The organism is Kitasatospora sp. NPDC058478 (assembly GCF_042720345.1).
Classification (GTDB): domain Bacteria; phylum Actinomycetota; class Actinomycetes; order Streptomycetales; family Streptomycetaceae; genus Kitasatospora.
The window spans coordinates 36709-58273 of record NZ_JBHXML010000048.1; the positions used below are offsets into that span (position 1 = coordinate 36709).

16 protein-coding genes and 1 pseudogene are annotated in these 21565 nt (G+C 74.2%); 12 read left to right on the plus strand and 5 right to left on the minus strand.

From position 1 onward, the window contains the following. The first annotated feature begins 44 nt into the window (after nt 1–44). The 3 genes and pseudogenes from guaA (at nt 45) to ACFWPT_RS25495 (ending at nt 2898) form a co-directional block, all read left to right on the plus strand. Nucleotides 45–1640, plus strand: a complete 1596-nt coding sequence (guaA, locus tag ACFWPT_RS25485) for a glutamine-hydrolyzing GMP synthase (RefSeq protein WP_063349008.1) — start codon at nt 45–47, stop codon at nt 1638–1640. Between the two features lie 190 nt (nt 1641–1830). Next, nucleotides 1831–2406, plus strand: a pseudogene (locus ACFWPT_RS25490) (DoxX family membrane protein); the annotation flags it as partial. Between the two features lie 207 nt (nt 2407–2613). Then, nucleotides 2614–2898, plus strand: coding sequence for a Rieske (2Fe-2S) protein (locus ACFWPT_RS25495; protein ID WP_279634955.1), 285 nt, complete (start codon nt 2614–2616; stop codon nt 2896–2898). A 16-nt stretch (nt 2899–2914) separates the two neighbouring features. Here ACFWPT_RS25495 and ACFWPT_RS25500 read toward each other — a convergent pair whose 3' ends face one another. Both ACFWPT_RS25500 and ACFWPT_RS25505 read right to left on the minus strand, forming a co-directional pair. Beyond that, nucleotides 2915–3124: a hypothetical protein gene (locus tag ACFWPT_RS25500; RefSeq protein ID WP_063349010.1), complete on the minus strand. Its 210-nt coding sequence runs from the start codon at nt 3122–3124 to the stop codon at nt 2915–2917. Beyond that, nucleotides 3121–4557, minus strand: coding sequence for a PspC domain-containing protein (locus tag ACFWPT_RS25505; protein ID WP_380484488.1), 1437 nt, complete (start codon nt 4555–4557; stop codon nt 3121–3123). Before ACFWPT_RS25505 ends, ACFWPT_RS25500 begins: the two co-directional genes overlap by 4 nt. Before the next feature lie 263 nt (nt 4558–4820). Between ACFWPT_RS25505 and ACFWPT_RS25510 the strand changes: the two genes are divergently transcribed. The 3 genes from ACFWPT_RS25510 to pcrA all read left to right on the plus strand — a co-directional run bounded on the left by ACFWPT_RS25510 (nt 4821) and on the right by pcrA (nt 9564). After that, the gene (locus tag ACFWPT_RS25510) at nt 4821–6149 is read left to right on the plus strand and encodes a PspC domain-containing protein (RefSeq protein WP_380370278.1); all 1329 of its coding nucleotides are present in this window, start codon (nt 4821–4823) and stop codon (nt 6147–6149) included. Further along, nucleotides 6142–6819, plus strand: coding sequence for a response regulator transcription factor (locus ACFWPT_RS25515; RefSeq protein WP_063349012.1), 678 nt, complete (start codon nt 6142–6144; stop codon nt 6817–6819). The genes ACFWPT_RS25510 and ACFWPT_RS25515 overlap by 8 nt, the downstream gene beginning before the upstream one ends. A gap of 117 nt (nt 6820–6936) precedes the next feature. Next, nucleotides 6937–9564: a DNA helicase PcrA gene (pcrA, locus tag ACFWPT_RS25520; protein WP_380484490.1), complete on the plus strand. Its 2628-nt coding sequence runs from the start codon at nt 6937–6939 to the stop codon at nt 9562–9564. Between the two features lie 6 nt (nt 9565–9570). Here pcrA and ACFWPT_RS25525 read toward each other — a convergent pair whose 3' ends face one another. Then, entirely contained in the window at nt 9571–10455 is an 885-nt protein-coding gene (locus tag ACFWPT_RS25525) for a peptidoglycan DD-metalloendopeptidase family protein (RefSeq protein WP_380484492.1), read from the minus strand. Between the two features lie 369 nt (nt 10456–10824). Here ACFWPT_RS25525 and ACFWPT_RS25530 point away from each other — a divergent pair, with 369 nt between their 5' ends. Then, nucleotides 10825–11232: a cobalamin B12-binding domain-containing protein gene (locus tag ACFWPT_RS25530; protein ID WP_063351339.1), complete on the plus strand. Its 408-nt coding sequence runs from the start codon at nt 10825–10827 to the stop codon at nt 11230–11232. A gap of 118 nt (nt 11233–11350) precedes the next feature. Here ACFWPT_RS25530 and ACFWPT_RS25535 read toward each other — a convergent pair whose 3' ends face one another. Then, nucleotides 11351–12952 (minus strand): DUF5691 domain-containing protein, encoded by a 1602-nt coding sequence (locus tag ACFWPT_RS25535; RefSeq protein ID WP_380484494.1) that lies wholly within the window; start codon nt 12950–12952, stop codon nt 11351–11353. Nucleotides 12953–12980: 28 nt separating this feature from the next. Further along, nucleotides 12981–14279 (minus strand): SWIM zinc finger family protein, encoded by a 1299-nt coding sequence (locus ACFWPT_RS25540; protein ID WP_380370170.1) that lies wholly within the window; start codon nt 14277–14279, stop codon nt 12981–12983. A 150-nt stretch (nt 14280–14429) separates the two neighbouring features. Here ACFWPT_RS25540 and ACFWPT_RS25545 point away from each other — a divergent pair, with 150 nt between their 5' ends. The 5 genes from ACFWPT_RS25545 (at nt 14430) to sucD (ending at nt 21482) form a co-directional block, all read left to right on the plus strand. Next, entirely contained in the window at nt 14430–15542 is a 1113-nt protein-coding gene (locus ACFWPT_RS25545; RefSeq protein ID WP_063349017.1) for an AAA family ATPase, read from the plus strand. Further along, nucleotides 15539–17920, plus strand: a complete 2382-nt coding sequence (locus ACFWPT_RS25550) for a DUF5682 family protein (RefSeq protein WP_380484497.1) — start codon at nt 15539–15541, stop codon at nt 17918–17920. Before ACFWPT_RS25545 ends, ACFWPT_RS25550 begins: the two co-directional genes overlap by 4 nt. A 20-nt stretch (nt 17921–17940) precedes the next feature. Continuing rightward, the gene (locus ACFWPT_RS25555; protein ID WP_063349019.1) at nt 17941–19104 is read left to right on the plus strand and encodes a VWA domain-containing protein; all 1164 of its coding nucleotides are present in this window, start codon (nt 17941–17943) and stop codon (nt 19102–19104) included. Between the two features lie 301 nt (nt 19105–19405). Continuing rightward, the gene (gene sucC / locus ACFWPT_RS25560; protein ID WP_063349020.1) at nt 19406–20578 is read left to right on the plus strand and encodes an ADP-forming succinate--CoA ligase subunit beta; all 1173 of its coding nucleotides are present in this window, start codon (nt 19406–19408) and stop codon (nt 20576–20578) included. A 19-nt stretch (nt 20579–20597) separates the two neighbouring features. Next, nucleotides 20598–21482: a succinate--CoA ligase subunit alpha gene (sucD, locus tag ACFWPT_RS25565; RefSeq protein ID WP_063349021.1), complete on the plus strand. Its 885-nt coding sequence runs from the start codon at nt 20598–20600 to the stop codon at nt 21480–21482. The last annotated feature ends 83 nt before the right edge of the window (nt 21483–21565 follow it).

The following is a 21565-nucleotide window of genomic DNA, read 5'->3' on the forward strand; positions in this document are numbered from 1 at the left end:
CGGTTCGGTGTGACACCTCTCGTACCGCTGCCGGAAGGCCGTCTGTGTCCTCTGCAATTCCCGTCCAGTCCGCGCCGGACAACGACACCGTCCTGGTGGTCGACTTCGGCGCCCAGTACGCCCAGCTCATCGCCCGTCGGGTGCGTGAGGCGCGGGTCTACAGCGAGATCGTGCCGAGCAGCATGCCGGTCGCCGAGATGCTCGCCAAGAACCCCAAGGCGATCATCCTCTCCGGCGGTCCGTCGTCGGTCTACGAAGAGGGCGCGCCGCAGCTCGACCGCGCGATCTTCGAGGCCGGGGTCCCGGTCTTCGGCATGTGCTACGGCTTCCAGCTGATGGCCAAGACCCTCGGCGGCACGGTCGACAACACCGGCGCCCGCGAGTACGGCCGCACCCCGCTGACCGTCAGCCGCACCGGCTCCACCCTGTTCGAGGGCGTTCCGGCGGAGCACTCGGTGTGGATGTCGCACGGCGACGCCTGCTCCGCCGCCCCGGAGGGCTTCACCGTCACCGCGTCCACCGCGGTGGTCCCGGTCGCGGCCTTCGAGAACGACGAGGCCCGCCTCTACGGCGTGCAGTACCACCCCGAGGTGCTGCACTCCGACCACGGCCAGCAGATCCTGGAGCACTTCCTCTACCGCGGCGCCGGCCTCGCCCCGACCTGGACCACCGGCAGCGTGGTCGAGGAGCAGGTCGCGCTGATCCGCGCCCAGGTCGGCGAGAAGCGCGCGATCTGCGGCCTCTCCGGCGGTGTGGACTCCGCGGTCGCGGCGGCCCTGGTCAACAAGGCCATCGGCTCCAAGCTGACCTGCGTGTACGTCGACCACGGCCTGATGCGCAAGGGCGAGACCGAGCAGGTCGAGAAGGACTTCGTGGCGGCCACCGGCGTGCAGCTGAAGGTGGTCGACGCCGCGGAGCGCTTCCTGAACGCGCTGAAGGGGGTCACCGACCCCGAGGAGAAGCGCAAGATCATCGGCCGGGAGTTCATCCGGGTCTTCGAGCAGGCGCAGGCCGAGATCGTCGCCGAGGCCGGCGAGCACGGCGAGTCGGTCGACTTCCTGGTCCAGGGCACCCTGTACCCGGACGTGGTGGAGTCCGGTGGCGGCACCGGCACCGCCAACATCAAGTCCCACCACAACGTCGGCGGCCTGCCCGAGGACCTCCAGTTCCAGCTGGTCGAGCCGCTGCGCAAGCTGTTCAAGGACGAGGTCCGGATGGTCGGCCAGGAGCTGGGCCTGCCGGAGGAGATCGTCCAGCGCCAGCCGTTCCCGGGCCCGGGCCTGGGCATCCGGATCGTCGGCGAGGTCACCCAGGAGCGGCTGGACCTGCTCCGCGACGCCGACGCGATCGCCCGCGAGGAGCTGACCGCGGCCGGCCTGGACCGCGAGATCTGGCAGTGCCCGGTCGTGCTGCTCGCCGACGTGCGCAGCGTGGGCGTGCAGGGCGACGGCCGCACCTACGGTCACCCGATCGTGCTGCGCCCGGTCTCGTCCGAGGACGCCATGACCGCCGACTGGTCGCGCCTGCCGTACGACGTGCTGGCCAAGATCTCCACCCGGATCACCAACGAGGTCCGCGACGTGAACCGCGTCGTCGTCGACGTCACCAGCAAGCCGCCGGGCACCATCGAGTGGGAGTGAGCACTCCCGCCGGCCGCTGAGCCGCTGCTGAACGGCCGTGCCGTCGTTCCCGTACCAGGGAGCGGCGGCACGGCCGTTCGCGGTGGGGCGGCCGCCCGGGTGGGGACCTCCCACCGAAAGCGATCGGGAGCGGGCAGAATGCGGACCGGACCTGTCAGGGAATGGCGGGCCGCGAGGGAAGGTGTGAGCGATGTCGGAGGCTGGCAACTCCGTGGCGGGTGACGGGGAAGCGGGCGTCGGGGAAGCGGGCGTCGGGGGAGCGGGTGTCGGGGGAGCGGCCGGTCTGGCCGACCGGGCGGCGCAGTGGCGGGCGTCCGCGTCCCGGTACGCGCTGCTGCCGCTGCGGCTCTTCCTCGGCGTCACCTTCGTGTACGCCGCCCTCGACAAACTGTCCGACGCGCACTACCTGGCCGGGGCGGCCGACCCGGCGTCGTTCGTCTCGCAGGCCCAGGCGGTCAAGGGCGGCAGCCCGATCTCCTTCCTGCTCGGCGCCGCCCTGGACGCGCCCACCCTGTTCGCGCTCGCCGTCGCCTTCGGTGAGCTGGCGGTCGGCCTCGGCACCCTGCTCGGCCTCTGGGGCCGGGTCGCGGCGCTCGGCGGCGCGATGATCAACCTCAGCCTCTGGCTGTCCATCAGCTGGAGCGTCTCGCCGTACTACCTGGGCAACGACCTCGGCTACCTGATGGCCTGGACACCGCTGCTGCTGGCCGGCACCCCGGACCTGTCGGTGGACGGCTACCTCGCCCGGCGGGCCGGCCGGGACCGGGGGCGCGGGCTGGGCGAGGACCGCGTCAGGCGCCGGGCGCTGGTGGACGGCGGGATCGCCGCCGTCGCGATCGGCGGCGCCGGGCTGCTCACCGGCTCGCTCACCCGGACCTTCGGCCGGGCCAAGCACTCCGCGCCCAAGCAGTCCGCGGCCCCGGCCACCACCCAGGCGCCGTCCGGACCGGCCCCCTCGGTGGCCGCCGCGAGCGTGCCGGTCGGCGGCTCGGCCCAGGTCAAGGACCCGGCCACCGGGGACGCCGTCTACATCGTGCAGCCCAAGGCGGGCCAGTACTGCGGCCTGTCCGCGGTGTGCACCCACTCCGGCTGCGCGGTCGACGCCCCGAAGAACGGCCAGCTGTACTGCCCCTGCCACGGCTCCCGGTTCGACGCCGCCACCGGCGCGGTGGTCAACGGGCCGGCGGTCAAACCGCTGCCGAAGTACACCGTCACCCAGGCCGGCGACAAGCTGAACCTCGGGCCGCTGCAGAGCTGAGCCTGATCGGGCGCGTTCAGTCCCGGCGGTCGGTGCGGCCGCGTCGGGTGACCGCCGCGACCGCGCCGGCCAGGCCGCCGAGGCCGAGCACGATGAAGGTGACCGGGATGACGATCCGGCCGTTCACCGCCTGGTCGTTGAGCGCCGCGACCAGGTAGACCACCGCGATCGTGCTGAACAGCGCCCCCGCGATCAGCGAGAACAGGTCGAGCCGGTGCTTCCTCACTGCTGGACCACCTTGATGTTGCCGATCCCGACCGCGAGTTCGAGATCGAATGTGCCCTTGGACGGATGGCCGCTGCCGGGTGGCAGCAGGTAGGTGTGGCGGCCGGTGCCGTCGTTGCGGTCACCGGGGGCGGAGACGTCGCCGAGGCCCACCCGGGCCACCAGGTTCACCGTCACGTCCGGCGGCAGGATGACGGTCAGCTCGCCGGCGCCGAGTTCGACCTTGCTGGTGAGGGTGGTCCCGGCCGGGTCGAGCCCGCTCAGGTCCAGCCGGAGCTGGCCGGCCCCCAGGGAGTACCGGGGCTGGAGGTCGGCCGAGGCGATGACGGTGAAGTCGCGCTGGCCGACGGCGTTGCGCATGGAGTCCGGGGAGTGTCCGACGAAGACCAGCGCCAGGGTGAGCATCAGGCCCGTCACCGCGAGCTTGCGGGCCCGGCCGAACTTCGAGCCGATCAGCAGCGTCAGGCCGATCACCAGCAGCGCGGTGGCCAGCACGGTCGCACTCAGCACGGTGACGCTGGTGTGGCCGGCCGAGACGGACCAGACCGCGGCACCCGCGCCGATCGCCAGCAGCAGGCCGAAGAAGCCGAGCGCGGACCGCTCCCGGGGGTGCCGGGCGGCGGCGGGCCGGGGCCGGCAGGCCGGGCCGTCCTTGCGCAGCGGGTCGCCCGCGGGCAGGTCGACGCGCTGCCACCAGGGCTGGGCCGGGCCGCCCGCCGGCGGCACCGGGGTGCCGAACGGCGGGGTGGGGCCGGCGCCGTACGGGTTGCGCTCGGGGTGGCGCGGGTCCCACAGGTAGCCGGTCGGGCCGGGGGCCGGGGAGTCGGCGGGCACCGTTCCGGCGGCGCGCTCGGCCGCGTGCCGGGCGCGGGCGGCCTCGTCGTCCTCCGCCCCGGACCACGGGGACGGGCCGTACTGCTCCCCGTCGGGGTGGTGGCGGTCGTACGGGCCGCCGGGGCGGCGTCGGCGCGCCCGGCCGCGGCGGCGGTCCGGGTCGTAGCGCACCGCCAGGAAGACCAGTCCGGCGAGCAGCAGCAGCGGGAACAGCTGGTCGTCCTGGCCCATCGAGGAGAAGAACACCCCGGTACCGATCACGGCCAGCAGCACCGCGCCGACCGACTGGCCGTCCACCCGGCCGGTGAGCACCCGCTGGAGTTCGGTGCGCCCGTGCCGGGTGCCGCCCCGGCCGTCCGGCACCGGCTCGGTGGGGACGATCAGCCAGGCCAGGCCGTACAGGAACAGCCCGAGGCCGCCGGAGAGGCAGAGCACCACGGTGACCACCCGGAAGACCACCGGGTCGATGTCCAGGTGCCGCCCGAGGCCGCCGCAGACGCCGGCCACCACGCGATGGTGCTCGGTCCTGGTCAGCGGGGGGCGTTCCGGTTCCGGCGGGGCGGCGGGCCCGGTCTCCTGGATGCGGTGGTCGTCGGTCATGGGCACCATCCTCCCGGCTGCCCCGGCCCGGCCCAACCGGTGCGAGCCCTGCCCGGACCCTGACTTGTCCCTGAGAAGGGGTCAGGGACACACCCTGATGCGTCCGCGTGCGCGGGCGTGGAACCATCGGTGGCGTGGCAGCACCCGGTTCCGACCCCCGACCCCTCGCCCCCGACGCCGTGCCGACGGGCGGCACCGACCCGACCGCGCCCGACGGCGGGCGGCCGCCGTACCGCCGGCTCTACCGCAGCCCGCAGGGGCGGATGCTCGGCGGCGTCGCGCAGGGGCTCGCGGTGCACCTCGGGCTCCCGGTGCGGTGGGTGCGGCTCGCGTTCGTGCTGCTGTTCTTCGCGCAGGGGATCGGCACCCTGCTGTACGCGGCGTTCTGGTTCGTGGTGCCGATCGGCATCGGCGAGCCCGCGCAGCGCGGCGCCGCCCACTGGGTGTACGTCAACGGCGTCTTCGTCCCGACCGGGTCGGGGCAGCAGCCGGGCGGCGCGCTGAGCAAGGGCCGCGGCGGCTGGCTCGGCCGGCTGCGCGAACTGCTCCAGCACGCCCTCCAGGGCGAGCCGGCCGCGGCCCCCGCGGAGGGGGAGGACAGCGCGGCCGGCAAGACCGGGCAGGGCGGCCTCGGCCAGCTCGCCGCCCTGGTGATGATGGTGATCGGCATCACCGCCCTGCTCAACGCGCTCGGCCTGCAGACCGCCAAGCCGTACACCTGGCCGCTGCTGGCGATCGGCGTCGGCGTCGCGCTGGTCTGGCGGCAGGCCGACGACTCGCGCTGGCAGCGCTGGTTCGGCCTGGAGGAGGGCGACAAGCGGCGCGGCGCCTACACCCGGGTCGGCGCCGGCGTGCTGCTCGTGGTGGCCGGCACCATCGCCTTCCTCGCCATGCAGGGCAGCGGCTCGACGCTCGGCTCGGTGGTCGAGGCCTCGCTCGCGGTGCTCGCCGGGGTGCTGGTGCTGCTCGGCCCGTACGGGCTGCGCCTGTGGCAGGACCTCGGTGCCGAGCGCACCGCCCGCATCCGCGCCCAGGAGCGGGCCGAGATCGCCGCGCACGTCCACGACTCGGTGCTGCACACCCTGACCCTGATCCAGCGCCGGGCCGAGGACCCCAAGGAGGTGCTGCGGCTGGCCCGTGCCCAGGAGCGCGAGCTGCGGCTGTGGCTGTACCGCCCGGAGGCCGCCGCCGAGGCCGCTCCCGACACCATGGCGGAGAGCCTGCGCGCCGTCGTCGCCGAGGTCGAGGACCGGCACGGCGTCCCGGTCGAGGTCGTGATCGTCGGCGACTGCCCGATGGACGACCGGATCGCGGCCCAGATGCAGGCCGCGAGGGAGGCGACCGTCAACGCGGCCAAGTACGGTGGCGGGGGACCGGTCCAGGTCTACGCCGAGGTGGAGGGGAAGACGGTGTCGGTGTTCGTCCGCGACCACGGTCCCGGCTTCGACCCCGACACGGTGCCCGAGGACCGGATGGGCGTACGGGAGTCGATCATCGGCCGCATGAAGCGCAACGGCGGCACCGCACGGGTGCGGCCCGCGCCGGACGGCGGGACCGAGGTCGAGCTGGAGATGGAGAGAACGAATGACTGAGGCAGCGCCGGAGCGCACCGCGAGAGTCGTCCTGGTGGACGACCACCGGATGTTCCGCACCGGGGTCCGGGCCGAGATCGGCCGCACCGAGGCGACCGGCATCGACGTGGTCGGCGAGGCCGACGACGTCGAGTCGGCGGTGCGGGTCGTCGCCGAGACCCGGCCGGACGTGGTGCTGCTCGACGTCCACCTGCCCGGCGGCGGCGGTGTCGAGGTGCTGCGCCGCTCGGCCGGGCTGATGGGAGAGCAGGGCGGGGTCAAGTTCCTCGCCCTGTCGGTGTCGGACGCCGCCGACGACGTGATCGGCGTCATCCGCGGCGGCGCGCGCGGCTACGTCACCAAGACCATCACCGGCACCGACCTGGTCAACGCGATCTTCCGGATCGCCGACGGCGACGCGGTGTTCTCGCCCCGGCTGGCCGGCTTCGTCCTGGACGCCTTCGCCGCCACCGACACCCCGCCGGTCGACGAGGACCTGGACCGCCTCACCCAGCGCGAGCGCGAGGTGCTCCGCCTGATCGCGCGCGGCTACGCGTACAAGGAGATCGCCAAGCAGCTCTTCATCTCGGTGAAGACGGTCGAGAGCCACGTCTCCGCCGTCCTGCGCAAGCTCCAGCTGAGCAACCGGCACGAACTGACCCGCTGGGCCACCGCCCGCCGGCTGGTCTGAGCCCCGGCCCGGGCGGCCGAGCCCATGTGCTGCTGAGCCCCGGTCGCGAGCCCGTCCGGTCCGGTTCTCTCCGGGCCGGGCGGGCTTGTCGGTGGGTGGCCATAGACTCGGAGTGCCATGAGTAGCCTCTTTGACGACCTCCCGCTCCCCGGTTTCGAGGCACCCGCCGCCGGGTCGAAGCAGCCCGCCGTGCCCCTCGACGAGGAGCCCCCGCCGTACGAGGACGACGCCCCGTACGAGGCCTACGAGGAGGCCATCCCGGAGGGGCTGTTCCAGACCGACCACGCCGCCGAGACCGCGCGGGACGCCTGGTACCGCAACGGCGCCGCCCGCACGGTGGTGGATCCGGCACAGCTGCTGGAGGGCATGAACGACCCGCAGCGCGAGGCGGTGCTGCACGCGGGCTCGCCGCTGCTCATCGTGGCCGGCGCCGGCTCCGGCAAGACCCGGGTGCTGACCCACCGGATCGCCCACCTGCTGGGCGCCCGCGGCGTGCAGCCGGGCGAGATCCTGGCGATCACCTTCACCAACAAGGCCGCCGGCGAGATGCGCGAGCGCGTCGAGGCGCTGGTCGGCCCGCGGGCCCGGGCGATGTGGGTGTCGACCTTCCACAGCGCGTGCGTGCGGATCCTGCGCCGCGAGTCCAAGGTGCTGGGCTTCACCTCCAGCTTCTCGATCTACGACTCGGCCGACTCGCAGCGGCTGATGTCGCTGGTCTGCCGCGACCTCGACCTGGACCCGAAGCAGTTCCCGCCGAAGTCCTTCACCGCGAAGATCAGCAACCTGAAGAACGAGCTGATCGACGAGGAGACCTTCGCCGACCAGGCCGCCAACCCGATGGAGAAGAAGCTCTCCGAGGCGTACACGCTCTACCAGCGGCGCCTGCGCGAGGCCAACGCGCTGGACTTCGACGACATCATCATGACGACGGTGAACCTGCTCCAGGCCTTCCCCGACGTCGCGGAGCACTACCGGCGCCGGTTCCGGCACATCCTGGTCGACGAGTACCAGGACACCAACCACGCCCAGTACATGCTCGTCCGCGAGCTGAGCGGCGGATCCGTCGCGGCCGCGCCGAAGCGCACCGTGGACGGGGAGTTCGTGAACCCGGCCGCCGGGCGCCTGTCCGAGGTGCCGCCGGCCGAGCTGTGCGTCGTCGGTGACGCGGACCAGTCGATCTACGCCTTCCGCGGCGCGACGATCCGCAACATCCTCCAGTTCGAGGAGGACTACCCGAACGCGACCACGATCCTGCTGGAGCAGAACTACCGTTCCACGCAGACCATCCTGAGCGCCGCCAACGCCGTCATCGAGCGCAACGCCAACCGGCGCGAGAAGAAGCTCTGGACGGCCGGCGAGCACGGCGAGAAGGTCGTCGGCTACGTCGCGGACGACGAGCACGGCGAGGCCCAGTTCATCGCCGACGAGATCGACCGGCTCACCGACGCGGGCGACGCCAAGCCCGGCGACGTCGCGATCTTCTACCGGACGAACGCCCAGTCCCGCGTGTTCGAGGAGGTGTTCATCCGGGTCGGCCTGCCGTACAAGGTGGTCGGCGGGGTGCGCTTCTACGAGCGCAAGGAGGTCCGGGACGTCCTGGCGTACCTGCGGGTGCTCTCCAACCCGGAGGACACCGTGCCGCTGCGCCGGATCCTCAACGTGCCCAAGCGCGGCATCGGCGAACGGGCCGAGGCGATGGTCGACGCGCTGGCCGCACGGGAGCGGATCTCCTTCGCCCAGGCGCTGCTGCGCGTCGACGAGGCGTACGGGATGGCCGCGCGCTCGGCCAACGCGGTGAAGAAGTTCAACGTCCTGATGGCCGGGCTGCGGCAGGTCGTCGAATCGGGCGCGGGCCCGGCCGCGGTGCTGGAGGCCGTCCTGGAGGAGACCGGCTACCTGGCCGAACTCCAGGCCTCCACCGACCCGCAGGACGAGACCCGGGTGGAGAACCTCCAGGAACTCGCCTCCGTCGCCCTGGAGTACGAGCAGGACCCGGGCGAGCGGCCCGACGCCGACGAGGAGGGCACCCCGCCGGTCGGCTCGCTCCCCGACTTCCTGGAACGGGTCGCGCTCGTCGCCGACTCCGACCAGATCCCGGACGACGAGGAGGGCCGGGGCGTCATCACGATGATGACCCTGCACACCGCCAAGGGCCTGGAGTTCCCGGTGGTCTTCCTGACCGGCATGGAGGACGGGATCTTCCCGCACATGCGGGCGCTCAACCAGGTCAAGGAACTGGAGGAGGAGCGGCGGCTCGCCTACGTGGGGCTCACCCGGGCGCGGCAGCGGCTCTACCTGACCCGCTCGGTGCTGCGCAGCGCCTGGGGGCAGCCCGCGTACAACCCGGCCTCGCGGTTCCTGGAGGAGATCCCGGAGGACCTGGTGGAGTGGAAGCGGAGGGGGGCGGCGCAGGCGCCGGCCGCGCGCGGCTTCTCCTCGGGGTCGTCCTGGGGCAAGTCCTCGTCGGGGGGCGGCGGTTCGCGCTCCTCGTCGGGTTCTTCGGGCTCGTCGGCCTCGTCGAAGCCGAAGGCGGGCTGGGGGCAGTCGGCGCGACGCGGCGGCCAGGCCGTCGAACGGGACGCCGTCTCGCTCGCGGTCGGGGACCGGGTCACCCACGACACCTTCGGGCTGGGCACGGTGGTGGGCGTCACCGGCGTCGGCGACCGGGCGCAGGCCACGGTCGACTTCGGCTCGGAGGGCCGCAAGCAGCTGCTGCTGCGCTACGCGCCGGTGGAGAAGCTCTAGCTTTCCCTAGCGGGGGTCGAGCCCGTTCGAGAGGAACCACGGCAGCGGGTCGACCGGCCCGCTGCCGGCCGGGCGGATCTCGAAGTGCAGGTGCGGCCCGGTGCTGTTGCCGCTGCTGCCGACGAAGGCGATGACGTCGCCCTGCTTCACCGGCCCCTTGCGGACCTTGTACGCCCGCAGGTGGCAGTACCAGGCCTCGGTGCCGTCGGGCATCTTCAGCACCGTCATGTAGCCGTACGACGGGTTCCACTGGGTGCGGATCGTGCCGTCGGTGACGGCCATCACCTCGGAACCGCCGTCCACCGGGAAGTCGATGCCGGTGTGGCGGTTGGCCCAGTGGGTGCCGGCCTCGCCGAACAGCTCGCCGAGGCCGTGCCGGGCGACCGGCATGACCACCTTGGGCTTGACGGGCTCGGCGCTCGGCTGCGCGCCCGGGGTGCCCTGGGCGCCCGGGGTGCCCTGGGCGCCCGGGGTGCCCTGGGCGTCGGCGGGCTGGGCGCCGGCCAGCGGCTGGCGGGCGTCGCCGCGGGAGGCCTGGGCCGGGTCGCCGGCCGCGACCGCCTGCCGGGCGGCCGTCTTGGCGGCCTCGGCGCCGCCGTCGGCCGGGTTGTCCGGGCTGTTCGGGTTGTTCGGGTTGCCTTGGGCGTCCGGGGCGTCGACCGCCGTCCGTGCCGTCCGGCCGGCCGCCTGGGCGTGCTGATCGGCCTCGCCCCGCACGGTGACGGCCGCCGCGGCGGCGACCCCGAGCGCGGCCACCGACGGCAGCGCGACCCGCAGCAGTGCGGTTCTGGTGGCGGCCTTGGCGGCGCCGCGGCGCTGGGTGCGGGACTGCTCGCGGGCGGCGAGGCGCAGCTCCGCACGGGTCGGGCGGGCGGCTGCGTCGGGAGCCATCGGGGGCTGCCTCCTCGGTGGGCCTGGGGCGCGTCGTCGGGCAGGGGGAGCGGCGGGGAAAGCGGCAGGGAAAAGCGGTACGGGGGAAGCGGGGAGAAATCAGCCGAGACTGTAGCCGCAAGGCCGACGCCCCGGAAAAACCTCCGGTTGTCAAGAGGTCGGCCGGGGGTCTGTGCGGTGGCCGGGTGGACGGGCGTACCCACTGGTAGCAAGGCCGGGGGCTGTGACTTTGCCCTCCTCTTGGGAGGTGGCGCGGCCAACCGGGCCGGGTGGCGCTAACCTCCCCTCAGGTTGGTTATTGGCCGTTAACCGCACCCGTGGCCCGCGAGGTCCGGTCGGATGGTGGACGACGAGGTCCAGGAGGCAGTCATGAGTGTGTCGGGGCCGATCCGTGTGGTGGTCGCCAAGCCGGGGCTCGACGGTCACGACCGTGGCGCCAAGGTCATTGCGCGTGCCCTGCGCGACGCCGGTATGGAGGTCATCTACACCGGGCTGCACCAGACGCCCGAGCAGGTCGTCGACACCGCGATCCAGGAGGACGCGGACGGCATCGGGCTGTCGATCCTCTCCGGTGCCCACATGACGCTGTGCGCACGGGTGTTGGAGCTGTTGAAGGAACGCGACGCGGCGGACATCAAGGTCTTCTGCGGCGGGATCATCCCGGACGACGACATCGCCGAGCTCAAGGCGATGGGCGTCGCGGACATCTTCACCCCGGGCACGTCCACCCGGGACGTCGTGGCCTGGGTCGCGGCCAACCTGCGGGCGGCCGGCTGAGGTTGACGGTGCGGGACGGGCCGGCCCCAGGCTTCGGCGGGGCCGGCCCGTTCCGTCGTTCCGTCGTTCCGTCGTTCTGCCGCCTCGGGAGCGGGCGCCAGGTGCCAGGCGTCGGACGTCAGGCGTCGAGTTCGGCGAGCATCGCGGCCCGGAAGCGCAGCGTCCCGGCCAGCCGGGCGAAGGTCTCCGACCAGGCGGAGTCGGGCGCGGCCCCGGCGGCCAGCTCCTCCACGGCGGCCGCCGTCTCCGGGGCGAGCGCGCGTTCCGTCATCCCGAGCACCCCGCTGTGGCTCCACGGGTACGCGCCGGAGCCGGCGGCGCGGGCCAGGGCCGTCACCACGGCGGTGGACAGCGGCGGCGTCCACGGCGTGCCGCAGGCGCCGAGCAGTTGGAAGGCCTCGCCCAGGCCGTGCACCTCGATGAACGCGGCCGTCCAGGCGGCCCGCTCCTCGGGTGGGAGGACGGCGAGCAGCTTGGCGGGGGCGCCGGTGACGCGGGGGGCGCGGGCCCGTCCGGCGCCGCGGGCGGGCGGTGCGGGCGCCGGGCCGAGCAGCGCCCGGGCCCAGTCGGCGTCGTGCTGGCGGACGGCGGCGCGCGCCCAGGCCTCGCGCAGGTCGTCGGCCCAGCTGCTGCTGGTCTCGTCGATGCTGTCGCCGACCCGCAGGGCGAGCAGCTGCTCGGGTGTCAGGCCGGTGCTCTCGGGCCAGAGTCGCAGCGGTGCGGCGGCGATCACTTCGCCGAACCACCAGGCCCGTTCGCCGCGTCCGGTGGGGGACTTGGGCGGTATGCCGTCGCGCTGCATGGCCGCGTCGCACTCGGCGGGCGGGGTGACCAGTAGGTGCGTCCCGGCCGCGGCGAGGCGGACGGCGGTCCTCGCCCGCTCGGCCATCCGCCGGGCGAGGGCCGAGCCGGGCAGGGTGGAGAGCAGTTCGGCGGCGGTGGCGCGGACGTTCTTGCTGCGGTCGCCGAGGGCGGCCTCCAGGAAGGGTTCGTCGGCGGCGGAGAGGCCGTCCTGGAGGGCGTCCAGGAAGAGCAGACGGTCCTCGGCGCGCTCGGTGGACCAGGTGCCGCTCAGCAGCTCCAGGCCGGCGGCCGGATCGCGGCGGCGCAGCAGGGTGAGGTGGGTGACCCGCTCGGCGAACAGGCCCTCGTGCCACAGCTGGTGGTCGACGGGCCCGCCGGGCTGCTCGGCCGGGTCGGGGGCGGCTGTGCGCAGCACGAAGCGCCAGTCGGGGTTCTGTTCGGCCAGCCAGCGGCCCAGTGGTCCGGTCAGCGCGACGGCGTCGGAGCGCAGTTCGCTGCGGGCGCGGGCGGCGTCGAGCAGGCCGGGTATCAGCGCGCCGGGCGGGCGCAGGCCCCGGGCGCGGGCGGTGGCGAGCCACTGCGGGAGCAGTTCGGCGAGGTTGGCCAGGGTGGCGCCGCCGCTGCCGCCGGACCGGCCGGCCAGCAGGACGGTGAGCCGGCGGGCGGCCGCCGCGGGCAGCTCGGGGCGCCGGTCCTCGGGCGCGGGCGGGCCGGGTGGTCCGGCGGCGGGGACGGGCAGGGCGCCGGCCCGGCGGCGGACGGTGGCGAGGGCGGCCAGCTCCAGCAGCGCGGTGGCCGGGTCGGCCTGGTCGACGGTGTCGGCGAGCGGCAGGGTGGTGGCCGGGAGCGGGCGGCGGTCGGTGCCGAGCAGGGCGGTGGTGTGCAGGGTCTCCCACGGGTCCTGGGTGATCGTCATCTTCGGTGCTCCTGATGTGTTCTGGACGCTAGACGGTGGTGAGGCCGATCGGGCGGTCGTGGCCGGCCCAGGCCGTGACCGGGGCGAAGCCCTGGTGGCCGTACTCGCCGAAGACCGTCAGCGGGCGGCCGGTGGAGACCGCGGCCAGCCGCCACAGGGCCGCCTCCGGGAGGGCCGAGGTGCGGACGGGCAGGGTGTGGTGGCCGTCCGTCAGGTACCAGCCGTCCGGGGTGCGGACGGGCACGGCGCCGGTGAGGACGGTCGGCCAGCTGTCCAGCCACGGGTCGTCGGCGACGGCGGTGCCGTAGCCGGCGACCGCCTCGGCGACGGTGAGGCCGTCGGGCGGGCCGGCCGGGCCGGGCTCGGGGGCGCCGTAGCGGGTGCCGAGGGCGGCGCGCAGCGGGCGGGCGCCGGGGTGGAAGGCGAGGTCGGCCTCCAGCAGGTGGCCGGTGGGCAGGGCGAGGTCGGGGGCCTGGCCGGGGCGGCCGAAGGCGAGCAGCAGGGCGGGGCGGCCGGTTTTGGCGCCGCGCAGCCAGACCCGGCGGGTGGTGAGCCGTTCGTCGGCGGAGTCGCGGCTGCCGAGCACCTGCCAGCGGTCGCGCACGGTGGGGCCGGCCAGGATCTCGGTGGTGTCGGTGGGGTAGCCGACCCGGGTGCGGACGGTGGCGGCCAGTTCGGCCGGCAGTTCGTCGACGCGGGTGGCGGCGGTGGCGAGCAGGTGCAGCATCGCGTACTCCTCCAGGAGCCGGTCCTGCGGGGCGGCGTCGAGTTCGCGGACCCGGGTGGCCAGGCCGGGGGCCTGGGCGTCGACCATTCGGGCGGCGACCTCCTCCCAGGGCCCGGCGGTGGACTGGTCGGCCAGGCCGTGCCGGATCCGGTCGGCCAGGCGCAGCCGCAGCTCGGCCGCGCCGGCCGCCACCCGGGCACCGCGCCGCTCGGCCCGGCGGCGGGCGGCGGCCGGGTCGGCGGGGGGCGCGGCGCGCTTCTCGGCGCGCTCCTCGCGGGAGGTGAGCCAGTCGGCCGCCCATGCGGCGGGTTCGGCGGCCGGGACGGCCTCCGGGGCGCCGCTCCACAGCAGGAGGAGCCCGAGCGCGTGCTTGCACGGGAACTTCCGGCTGGGGCAGCTGCACTGGTAGGCGGGCGTGGCGAGTTCGATCACGGTGCGGTACGGCGTGCTGCCGCTGCCCTTGCACTCGCCCCAGAGCGCGGTGCCGTCGGTGCCCGCCCCGGACCAGGGCGCGGGCGAGGAGAGCTTGCCGGCGGCCTTCTGCGACGCGGCGTCAGGTGCCAGGGACAGGACGTGTTCGGTGCTCCAGCGTTCCTCCATGCGACCGACGGTAGGCGGCGGCACTGACATCGGCTGACCGCCCGTCGGGAGCGCCCCGGGGTTTGTCAGTGCCGGGGTGCAGGGTGGTTCCCACAGGCCGGGACGCCGGCCCCAGCTCCCCCCGATCACCCTGCCGCCGAGGGCACCCGTGTGCCCGGCGGCCGACCCGAAGGAGCCCCCGTGACCGACGTTCTGCGGCAGCATGCCGAGGACGCCTTCGCCGGTGAACTGGCCGCGCTGGCCGCGCAGGACGACCGTCCGCGCCCGGAGCGCTGGAAGCTCTCGCCGTGGGCCGTGGCGACGTACCTGCTCGGCGGCGAACTGCCCGACGGCACCCCGATCACCCCCAAGTACATCGGCCCGCGCCGGGTGGTGGAGGTCGCCGTCACGACCCTGGCGACGGACCGCGCGCTGCTGCTGCTCGGCGTGCCCGGCACCGCGAAGACCTGGGTGTCCGAGCACCTGGCCGCGGCGATCAGCGGCGACTCCACCCTGCTGGTGCAGGGCACCGCCGGCACCCCGGAGGAGGCCGTCCGGTACGGCTGGAACTACGCCCGGCTGCTCACCGACGGCCCGAGCCGGGACGCCCTGGTGCCCTCGCCGCTGATGCGGGCGATGGCGGACGGCAAGCTCGCCCGGATCGAGGAGCTGACCCGGATCCCGGCCGACGTGCAGGACAGCCTGATCACCATCCTGTCCGAGAAGACGCTGCCGGTGCCGGAGTTGGGCGGCGAGACGCAGGCGGTGCGCGGCTTCAACGTGATCGCCACCGCGAACGACCGCGACCGCGGCGTCAACGAGCTGTCCAGCGCGCTGCGCCGGCGGTTCAACACCGTCGTGCTGCCGCTGCCGGGCTCGCTGGAGGAGGAGGTCGACATCGTCACCCGCCGGGTGAACCAGCTCGGCCGCTCCCTGGAGCTGCCCGAACTGCCCGGCGGCGCCGAGGAGATCAGGCGGGTGGTCACCGTGTTCCGCGAGCTGCGGGCCGGGATCACGACGGACGGGCGGACGAAGGTCAAGAGCCCGAGCGGCACCCTCTCCACGGCGGAGGCGATCTCGGTGGTGGCCAACGGCCTCGCCCTGGCCACCCACTTCGGGGACGGCGTGCTGCGCGCCGGGGACGTGACGGCCGGCATCCTCGGCGCCGTCGTCCGGGACCCGGTGGCGGACCACGCGGTGTGGCGCGAGTACGTCGAAGGGGTGGTGCGCGAGCGCGACGGTTGGAAGGACTTCTACCGGGCCGCCCGCGAGGAGGTGCGATGACCGCGGACGTCGCGCTGCTCGGCATCCGGCACCACGGTCCGGGCTCGGCCCGGGCGGTGGCCGCCGCGCTGGAGCGGTGGCGGCCGGACGCGGTGCTGATCGAGGGCCCGCCGGAGGCCGACGGCATCGTCCACCTCGCGGCCGGGAACGGCCTGGTGCCGCCGGTCGCGCTGCTGGCCCACGCGGTGGACGACCCGGCGAGGGCCGCGTTCTGGCCGTACGCCGAGTTCTCCCCGGAATGGGTGGCGATCCGCTACGGCGTCGAGCGGGAGCTGCCGGTCCGCTTCATCGACCTGCCCGCCGGGTACGGCCTCGGACCCGCCGCCGAGGCGGGGGAGGCCGGGGAGCCGGGGGAGCCCGCCGGGCCGGTCGCCGACCCGCTGGCGCTGCTCGCCGAGGCGGCCGGGTACGACGACCCGGAGCGCTGGTGGGAGGACGTGGTCGAGCACCGCGCGCCCGGTGCGGACGGCGCGGACGACCCGGACGGGCTGGCGCCGTTCGCCGCCGTCGCGGAGGCGATGGCGGCGCTGCGCGCGGAGGGCCTCGGCGAGTCCCGGCGGGACGACCTGCGCGAGGCGTACATGCGCCAGCAGATCCGGGCCGCCCGCCGCGCCGGGCACCGCCGGATCGCTGTGGTGTGCGGGGCCTTCCACGTGCCCGCGCTGGCGGTGCTGCCGACGGTCGCGCACGACCGGGCGCTGCTCGCCGCACTGCCGCGGAAGGTGCGGACGGACATCACCTGGGTGCCGTGGACGCACCGCCGGCTCTCCCAGGCCACCGGCTACGGCGCGGGCGTGCAGTCACCGGGCTGGTACCACCACCTGTTCGGCACCGAGGGCGATCCGGTGCCGCGCTGGCTCGCCCGGGCCGCCGAACTGCTGCGCGCCGAGGACCACCCGGTCTCCTCCGCCCACGTCATCGAGGCGGTCCGGCTCGCCCGCACGCTGGCGGTGCTGCGCGGCCGCCCGCTGGCCGGGCTGACCGAGACCCTGGACGCCGTCCGCGCGGTGCTCTGCGAGGGTTCGGACGTCGCCCTGGAGCTCGTCCGGGACCGCCTGGTGGTCGGCGACGCGCTCGGCGAAGTCCCGGACGCGGCACCGGCGGTGCCGCTCCAGCGGGACCTCACCCGCTGGCAGCGCACGCTGCGGCTCAAGCCCGAGGCCGCGCCGAAGGACCTCGACCTCGACCTGCGCAAGGACACCGACGCGGCCCGCTCGCGGCTGCTGCACCGGCTGCGGCTGCTGGGCGTCGACTGGGGAGTGCCGGCCCGCTCGGCGGTCAACTCGACCGGGACGTTCCGGGAGAGCTGGCGGCTGTGCTGGCAGCCCGAGTTCGCGGTCCGGATCGCCGAGGCCGCCCAGTGGGGCACCACGGTGGAGGAGGCGGCGACCGGCAAGGCCGTCGGCACCGCCCGCGCCGCCGCCGAACTCGCCGAGCTGACCGGGCTGGTGGAGACCTGCCTGCTGGCCGGGCTGGCTGGCGCGCTGCCCGCCGTGATGCGGGTGCTCGCCGACTGCGCCGCGCTGGACACCGACGTCGCGCACCTGGCCGGGGCGCTGCCCGCGCTGGTCCGGGCGCTGCGCTACGGCGACGTGCGCGGCACCGACCACGGCGCGCTCGGCGAGGTCGCCACCGGCCTGGCCGACCGGATCTGCGTCGGGCTGCCGCCCGCCTGCGTCGGGTTGGACGCCGAGGGGGCGGCGGCGATGCGCGGCCGGCTCGACGAGGTGCACGGCGCGATCGGCCTGCTCGGCCCGGCCGCCCGTCCGGAGCCGGACGCCCCGGACGGATCAGCGGGCCCGGACGCCCCGGCAGCCTCCCTGGGCCCGGACGGTTCCGAGGCCCTGGCCGACCGCTGGGCCGCCGCCCTGCGCTCGTTGGCCCGCCGCGAGCCGGCCGGCGGCCCGGCCACCGGAGCCCCCGGCCTGCTGCGCGGGCGCGCCGTCCGGCTGCTGCTGGACGACGGGCGGCTCGACTCCGAGGAGGCCGCCGGCCGGCTGCGGCTGGTCCTGTCCACCGCCAACGCCCCGGCGGACGCGGCCGGCTGGATCGAGGGCTTCCTCACCGGCGGCGGCGCCCTGCTGCTGCACGACCCGCGCCTGCTCGCCCTGCTCGACGAGTGGCTGACCGGCGTGCCCGGCGAGGTCTTCACCGACGTCCTGCCGCTGCTGCGCCGCACCTTCGCCGGGCTGGAGGCGGGCGTCCGCAGCACCATCGGCGGCCGGGTCGCGGCCGGCCCGCTCGGCGAGGCCCCGGCGGCCCCGACCCCGGGCGGCACCCTCGACCCGGCCCGGGCCGACGCCGCCGTCCCGGTGGTGGCCCTGCTGCTCGGCGCCCGCCCCCGGATCCCTCGGCAGGCCGCCGGCCGCAACACCTGACACCCGTGAAGGAGGACCTGATGGCGACCACGACCGACGAACGGCTGCGCCGCTGGCGGCTGGTGCTCGGCGGCGAGGCCGACGGCACCGGCTGCGCCCTGCGCGGCCGGGACGCCGCGATGGACGGCGCGCTGGCCGCGCTCTACCGCGGCGCGCCCGAGGAGGGCGGCCGGGGGGCCCGCGGCGGCCGGCGCAGCGCGGGGCTGGGCGGCTCGGCCCCGCAGGTGGCGCGCTGGCTGGGCGACATCCGCGAGTACTTCCCGTCCACCGTCGTCCAGCTGATGCAGCAGGACGCGATCGCCCGGCTCGGCCTGGAGCGGCTGCTGCTGGAACCCGAGATGCTGGAGGCCGTCGAACCGGACGTGCACCTGGTCGGCACCCTGCTGTCGCTCAAGCACGCGCTGCCCGAGACCACCCGGGAGACCGCCCGGGCCGTGGTCGGCAAGGTGGTCGCCGATCTGGAGCGCCGGCTCGCCGACCGCACCAGGGCCACCCTGGGCGGCGCCCTCGACCGCAGCGCCAAGGTCAACCGGCCCCGCCACCGCGACATCGACTGGGACCGCACCATCCGGGCCAACCTGAAGAACTACCTGCCCGAGCACGGCACCGTCGTGCCCGAGCGGCTCGTCGGCTACGCCCGCGCCCAGCGCGCGGTGAAGAAGGACGTCATCCTCTGCATCGACCAGTCCGGCTCGATGGCCCCGTCGGTGGTGCACTCGGCGGTGTTCGGCGCGGTGCTCGCCTCGATGCGCACGCTGGACACCCGGCTGGTCGTCTTCGACACCTCGGTGGTCGACCTCACCGAACAGCTCACCGACCCGGTCGACGTCCTGTTCGCCACCCAGCTCGGCGGCGGCACCGACATCAACCGCGCGCTCGCCTACTGCCAGTCGAGGATCACCCGGCCGTCCGAGACCGTGGTGGTGCTGATCAGCGACCTCTACGAGGGCGGCATCCGGGACGGCATGCTCAAGCGCGTCGCCGCGATGAAGGCGGCCGGCGTCCAGTTCATCGCCCTGCTGGCGCTCTCCGACGAAGGTGCGCCTGCCTACGACCACGCCCACGCCGCCGCCCTGGCCGCCCTGGGGGCCCCGGCCTTCGCCTGCACCCCGGACGCCTTTCCGGAGATCATGGCCGCGGCGATCGAGAAGCGCCCGCTGCCGGTGCCTGACCAGGGAGTGTGAGGATTCACCCGGACGTGCGAACCGGCCGACCGGCGGACGGGGGTGCGCCGACCGCCCCCGTAGGCTGTCTGTGACGGTTCTCACCACGGACGGGCAGGCCCCGGGCGAAACAGTCCCGTCGTACGGGGATAACCTGCCAGACGGACGTGACGCGCGTGTTGATTGACGTGTGCGCCCGTGGCTGTGTGGGCCGCAAGGCCGTACCTCTGCGTACCCGCACCGCCCCGACGACCCGCAGCGAAGATCCTGCCGTGGCACGCTCGTAGAGACACAATCCGCGACCACGAACAAGGACAAACACGTGGACCTGTTCGAGTACCAGGCGAGGGACCTCTTCGCCAAGCACGGTGTGCCCGTGCTTGACGGTGATGTGATCGAGACCGCCGCAGACGCTGCCGCCATCGCGGAGCGCTTCGGCGGCCGCGCCGTCGTCAAGGCTCAGGTGAAGGTGGGTGGCCGAGGCAAGGCCGGTGGCGTGAAGCTCGCCTCCGACCCGGCTGACGCCGTCGCCAAGGCCGAGGCGATCCTCGGCATGGACATCAAGGGCCACACCGTCCACAAGGTGATGCTGGCCCAGACCGCGGACATCAAGGACGAGTACTACGTCTCGTTCCTGCTGGACCGCACCAACCGCACCTTCCTGGCGATGGCCAGCGTCGAGGGCGGCGTGGAGATCGAGGTCGTCGCCGAGGAGAACCCCGACGCGCTCGCCAAGATCCCGGTCGACGCCAACGAGGGCTGCACCCCGGAGAAGGCCGCCGAGATCGTCGCCGCGGCGAAGTTCCCGGCCGAGATCGCCGACCAGGTTGCCGACGTCCTGCAGAAGCTGTGGAAGGTCTTCATCGCCGAGGACGCGCTCCTCGTCGAGGTCAACCCGCTGATCAAGTCCGGCGAGGGCAAGATCATCGCGCTTGACGGCAAGGTCTCGCTGGACGAGAACGCCGAGTTCCGCCAGCCCGAGCACGAGGCCCTGGAGGACAAGGCCGCGGCCAACCCGCTGGAGGCCGCCGCCAAGGCCAAGGGCCTGAACTACGTCAAGCTCGACGGCCAGGTCGGCATCATCGGCAACGGCGCGGGCCTCGTGATGAGCACCCTCGACGTGGTCGCCTACGCCGGTGAGAACCACGGCGGCGTCAAGCCCGCCAACTTCCTCGACATCGGCGGCGGCGCCTCCGCCGAGGTCATGGCGAACGGCCTGGAGATCATCCTGGGCGACCCCGACGTCAAGTCGGTGTTCGTCAACGTCTTCGGCGGCATCACCGCCTGTGACGCGGTCGCCAACGGCATCGTGCAGGCCCTCGCGCTCCTGGAGAGCAAGGGCGAGAACGTCACCAAGCCGCTGGTCGTCCGTCTGGACGGCAACAACGCGGAGCTGGGTCGCAAGATCCTCGACGACGCCAACCACCCGCTGGTCCAGCGCGTGGACACCATGGACGGCGCCGCTGACCGCGCCGCCGAGCTGGCCAACAAGTAAGGAAGGGGACTTTCACACCATGGCTATCTTCCTTACCAAGGACAGCAAGGTCATCGTCCAGGGCATGACCGGCTCCGAGGGCATGAAGCACACCCGCCGCATGCTCGCCTCCGGCACCCAGATCGTCGGCGGTGTCAACCCGCGCAAGGCCGGCACCACGGTCGACGTCGACGGCACCGAGGTGCCCGTCTTCGGCGGCGTCGCCGAGGCCATGGAGAAGACCGGTGCCGATGTCACCGTCATCTTCGTGCCGCCGAAGTTCACCAAGGACGCCGTCGTCGAGGCCATCGACGCCGAGATCGGCCTGGCCGTCGTCATCACCGAGGGCGTTCCGGTGCACGACACCGCCGCCTTCTGGGCGTACGCCGGTTCGAAGGGCAACAAGACCCGGATCATCGGCCCGAACTGCCCCGGCCTGATCAGCCCCGGACAGTCGAACGCCGGCATCATCCCGGCCGACATCACCACCTCCGGCAAGATCGGTCTGGTCTCGAAGTCGGGCACCCTGACCTACCAGCTCATGTACGAGCTGCGGGACATCGGCTTCTCCTCGGCCGTGGGCATCGGCGGTGACCCGGTCATCGGCACCACCCACATCGACGCCCTCAAGGCGTTCCAGGAGGACCCGGAGACCGAGCTCATCGTCATGATCGGTGAGATCGGTGGCGACGCCGAGGAGCGTGCCGCGGCCTACATCGCCGAGCACGTCACCAAGCCGGTCGTCGGCTACGTCGCGGGCTTCACCGCCCCCGAGGGTAAGACCATGGGCCACGCCGGCGCCATCGTCTCCGGCTCCTCGGGCACCGCCCAGGCGAAGAAGGAGGCCCTCGAGGCCGCCGGTGTCAAGGTCGGCAAGACGCCGTCCGAGACCGCCCGCCTGGCGCGCGAGATCATCGCCGGCTGACGTCGGTCGACTGCGTAGCCAGGGCCTGTCCGGCGGATCTTGTCGGATCAGCGCGCGGCGTTGGGCGCCCGGCTGGGCGTGCG